Origin of the sequence: Rhodococcus sp. UFZ-B548, from assembly GCF_903819475.1 — a bacterium.
Taxonomy (GTDB): domain Bacteria; phylum Actinomycetota; class Actinomycetes; order Mycobacteriales; family Mycobacteriaceae; genus Rhodococcus_F; species Rhodococcus_F erythropolis.
Genome location: NZ_CAIJDS010000122.1, coordinates 1 through 4550, shown reverse-complemented (window position 1 = coordinate 4550; position 4550 = coordinate 1). Strand labels below are relative to the sequence as shown.

The following is a 4550-nucleotide window of genomic DNA, read 5'->3' as shown; positions in this document are numbered from 1 at the left end:
GCTCGAGACCGGCGGCTTCAGACCCCAACTCCTACACCCCCGATTGGGATGAGCCGCTAACCGACTGTCCGTCGTCGAAAACCTCACGACACACAGCGACCTGACATAGTTTTCCGACACGAATTTATCGACGGATCCGAACCGCACAAACTCTATTTTCAACTACGGCGGCAGATTCAGGTTCCTTTGCAATCAGCCACCCCCGTCGTCGACAAGCGCAATCGCTGAGACAATCGGGTATGACCGGCACTGATTGAGATCGCTGTTTCCACAGTGAATTTCATCGGGATCCACCGTCGACAGTCACGTGGGGCGGGAATCGACGTGCCGGACCGTGTGAGGCTACGACCGGAAGTCCGGGCGGCGCAGCGCAGCGTCTACCCGGGATAACGACTGTCGCGCGTTGCCCGGCGGGTATGCCCACGCATATTCGGATTCGATGTTCGGGTGTGCTTAACCCACAACAGGTCCTGGCGTCGAGGAGCGGTTCAACCGACCGAGGGGTCAGAGAGGTGATGTCGTGTCAGTGACCAGCGCAACCGAAAGCTCCAATCGGTGTCACCGCGCTTTTCGAGAAATGTAATTTTGGGACCAAAAGAGGTATTTGTCGCATCGCGATGGTAGAACTAATCGAATTTTAAACCGCAAGGGTGCTGCGAGCGAACTCTGCGAACAAATAAGAAGAAGGACACATGAATCCCGACCCGAACAACCCAGCTAACAGCAGCGACCCACAAAAAGCGCCGCAGCAGCCGTACGGACAACAACCCCCGCAATACGGGATGCCGCAGCAGCCATACGGACAACAACCCCCTCAGTACGGGATGCCGCAGCAGCCATACGGACAGCTGCCGCAACCGCCAAAGAAGAAGCGATGGGGTTTGTGGATCATCCTGGCGATCGTTGCATTGTTGTTCGCAGGTTGCGTGGCCGCAGTCGCTGGTGGGGGTGACGAGCCAGCGACAGTAGTGGACAACAACGGATCAAGTTCTGCGGATTCCGACAGCGCAGCCAGCCTGGATTTCCCAGGAAAAACAAGCAAGGACACCGGCGCCGACGCCGGAGCTACCGTCGATAAAAAGGGCGTTCAAATCACTGCTGCGCCTCTGGAGTCGGCAGAGCGTTCATACGGTGGTTCTCTTCTATGCACGAACGTCACCGTCGTCAACGGCACTGGCAAGCAGCAACGTTTCAATGGTTACTTGGATTGGAAATTGCAGGACCCTAACGGTGTCTCAAAAGACGCGACTTTCGTCTCCGACCGCTCCACGCTGGAATCGGGTGAGTTGGCTCCCGGAGGTCGGGTCGCGGGCGACGTTTGTTTCGACGATCCGGCAGCCTCCGGACAGTACGTAGTGCTCATGGAAACACTGCTTTCCTTCGACAGCTCACGCATCGGGTGGATCAACCAGATCTGAACGCCCCGATACAACCCTGGGGCAGGCGATCGTTTATTGACGCTCACCTGCCCCAGCCCGATAAGTATGCAACCCACGCCGTGACCGTGGCCCTGACCCTGGCCGGACAAGGTCCCCCGCGCACACATGGTCGGAAACCCACCACAGCAACCGCAGCGAATACGAGCTCCGGCGACGCAACATCGCCAGCCCACTCGCCGACGTTCGAGGACCCGAGGGTGGCAGCCGCATTGGTGGGACTGGCAACTGGCCGATGGCGGCAGCTACGGCGACAAGCGTACGCAGAAATGCTTCGCTGACCCCCGTCCTATCTCTGCCACCACACGCCGACCCGTCCACAGAATGAAGCGATCACAATGACAATGAAAAAATCCTGGCTAGCAGCGACGATCCTCCTTCTCACGCTCAGTGCATGCAGCGACCAGGGCGCATCCACCGAACCTGCCTCGTCTGAGAGAGCAACTGCAACCGCCACGACGCCGAGCTCGTCAGCGACACTCACACCGGTCTCCAGTGCCACGATTGTGGAACCCACGACGGAAACCATCGTCGAACCGCCCACAGCGGAGGCAACATTCATCGACACGCCCACGCCGGCGGTGACCAAGCACATCGACTACTGCACCTCGCCCGGTCCGAACACCGCGTTCACGGACGGAACATACGGTTGGACGGACGAATGCGCCGGCCCCGCAGCGATCAACCGGGTCAGCGAAATCACCGCCAACGGAGGATCCTGCGACGGAACCACGTGCACCAACTCACTAGGAATGACCTTCCCCGACCCTCGGGCCGAAGCCGGAATGACCGATGCACCGCCAACAGCTGGCACTCCTCGGACCACGACAAGCACCCCGACAGTAACGAATCCGCCGAACCATCCCCAGGTCCTGTGGTCGAATTGCCTACAGCAAGGCAACACCCCGGAACAATGCCGCGAAATACTCGACAACTGATGTCACGCCCAGCGAAAGCCCGGCCAGTCCTGAGCACTTCGGAGCTGCAATTCCCGGGGCAGTTTCGACACTCTCGCCCGACTTTGATCCACTCATTCACTGAGTAGGTCCTGTGGTTTGACTGTACGTTTTTCCGCATCAGCACTCGAGTACCGTCCGACACTGATGGAGACGATATTCGACGTAGGTTCTGCACACGGGTTCTCGACGGAACGAAGAGAAACCCGCTGCGGAGACCCGAATCGGATACTCACTGCATCCTCGGCCACTGTCACCTGGACCCACTCGGTACGAGGAAAACACACCGCACACCTTTGGGTGACCCACCCGACTGGTCGTCAGTACCAGCAGGGTGGGTCGAGTGCGCCCAACTCTGGGGGGCCGGGCACACGATCGGGAGCGGCTCACCTGCAGTCGTGTGACATCTCGGCGAACCCCCATCCATCGCCGCCTCGAACGGAGATGGAGTGGAAGGGAAATGTAGCGCACACGATTCCCCTGACCTGCAACCACCCAGCGTGTTTCGGCGGCCATTTCCTTCCCGTGATGTGACGCGGATCTAAGCTCAACTCGACAACCACGGCCTCAACCTCACGGGAGCAGCGATGAGTCCTCGGCCCACCTGGCTCCACACCCGATCCACCGAATTCCGGGCCGCCCTCCTCGATCTCGGGCTCACGATCACCGACACCGAAGCCCGCACAATCCTCGACGACAAAATCACCGAATACGCGACCCTGATGAGAGTCACCCGCCAGACCGCGCAGCGCGATTTCACCGACGAACGTCTGATCGCATTCGCGCAGTCCCTCGCTATGTCTCTCTCCGACGAAGCCCCCGGCGCCGACCTGATCGAATTCGAACGCACGATCTCCGTGCCCGTCGCCGCCGTCGGCCTGACCACCGCGGCGCTGGCCGAAGCCTTGAAAGTCGCACACATCAACCTCGACGACAAAGAAGCTGTCGCCGGCCTGTCCTTGCTCTCGACTCTCGGCATGATCACCGCCGATGCGAACGACTCCGTCGTCCCGACCCCACGCCCGCTACTCCTGCGGATCGCCCGCTACCTCGACGGCGCCGCGGCATCCATCACCGACGGTGCGAACCTGCCCGACGGACTCGACGACACCCACAGACAGCACTTCGCGGACATCCTCGCCCAGGACGCCGACGGAATCCGGGCCCTCGCCAACACCGACGACGGCGACACCCCGAGCCTGTGGCGCACCCCCAACCCGCGCTGACCGCCGGCGCATCAAATCGCAGTCCACGCGTCGAAACCTGCGGGACGGCTCGCCCGCCGATAGACCAGGGGTGGCTACCGGCGGAGCGTTCGCCATACCCGTTGGGGACCGGGTGATGCCGCCCCCGAAAATTTACGTGGCACCCACCCCGGTTACCAGTCTTCGCACAGTTACAGCTACTTGAGCATTGAACTACCGAGGAGTACCTCGCCGCCTTAGATGAACCGGTACCGAGTTAGTCCATCGCACCCATCGGTACGCCGTCACTTACCTCCTGCGCACCGACCGCCCAGCAATGACGCCGTAACATCACCCCCTGTGGTGCGCTACTTTTCGCCTCGGTTCCAGCGCACCACCCGTTATCACCGCGCAGGCAGTCACCCCTTTCGTTCGGCCTGCATGATCCACACGTGCAGGAGCTACCCATGGCCTCCCCCGACGAGCGTCTGACCGCCAAACTCGAACAACTCCCCATCAGCGACGACGCCCCCATGTGTTCGCTCCTGCGCACGGCGCTGCTCAAACACGCGCAGCAGGGCAGCGATATCACCGAACCGACCGTGCTCGGACTGCTCGCTCTCACCGGTGTCCTCGAAGAACGGCTCACCAGGCTCGAAGCCATCCTCCAACCCTCCACCACTACATGACCCCGGCATCGCCTCGCGACCACTGCTGCACGAACGACTCGGCGTGTCAGTCGAAACTGCCCTCATACTCGGCTGCACCCTCTCCGCCATGGTCATCGCCTGGTGGGCAGCCTGAAAGAAACTCGTCTGTCGAAAAGGCAAAGCCAACGGTTTATTCGACATAGATTTTCGACACGAGTTCTCGACACCTAGACCTCAGAACAAGCTGGGGATATGCGTGCTTCACAGAAGCGTCGAATACCGATCTTGGTCTCAATAGGTCAACGCATCACCGACGATAACGGA

General features: G+C 60.6%; 4 protein-coding genes and 1 pseudogene. All 5 read left to right on the top strand.

Annotated features, from left to right (window positions below; genetic code table 11):
- Positions 1-692 precede the first annotated feature (692 nt).
- Positions 693-1418, top strand: a complete 726-nt coding sequence (locus tag H7C86_RS36560) for a DUF4352 domain-containing protein (RefSeq protein ID WP_182263483.1) — start codon at positions 693-695, stop codon at positions 1416-1418.
- Positions 1419-1554: 136 nt separating this feature from the next.
- Positions 1555-1764 (top strand): annotated as a pseudogene (locus tag H7C86_RS38155) (hypothetical protein); the annotation flags it as partial.
- A 10-nt stretch (positions 1765-1774) separates the two neighbouring features.
- Complete coding sequence (locus tag H7C86_RS36555) at positions 1775-2374, top strand: hypothetical protein (RefSeq protein ID WP_182263482.1); 600 nt, start codon at positions 1775-1777, stop codon at positions 2372-2374.
- 605 nt (positions 2375-2979) lie between these two features.
- Positions 2980-3618, top strand: a complete 639-nt coding sequence (locus tag H7C86_RS36550; protein ID WP_182263481.1) for a hypothetical protein — start codon at positions 2980-2982, stop codon at positions 3616-3618.
- A 425-nt stretch (positions 3619-4043) separates the two neighbouring features.
- Positions 4044-4265 carry a hypothetical protein gene (locus tag H7C86_RS36545; protein ID WP_182263480.1) on the top strand — a complete coding sequence of 74 codons (222 nt, stop codon included), beginning with the start codon at positions 4044-4046 and terminating at the stop codon, positions 4263-4265.
- Positions 4266-4550 lie beyond the last annotated feature (285 nt).

Bases quoted from the DNA above. Each gene is read 5' to 3' on its own strand.
- H7C86_RS36560 (WP_182263483.1), top strand. From the start codon at position 693: ATGAATCCCGACCCGAACAACCCAGCTAACAGCAGCGACCCACAAAAA.
- H7C86_RS36555 (WP_182263482.1), top strand. From the start codon at position 1,775: ATGACAATGAAAAAATCCTGGCTAGCAGCGACGATCCTCCTTCTCACG.
- H7C86_RS36550 (WP_182263481.1), top strand. From the start codon at position 2,980: ATGAGTCCTCGGCCCACCTGGCTCCACACCCGATCCACCGAATTCCGG.
- H7C86_RS36545 (WP_182263480.1), top strand. From the start codon at position 4,044: ATGGCCTCCCCCGACGAGCGTCTGACCGCCAAACTCGAACAACTCCCC.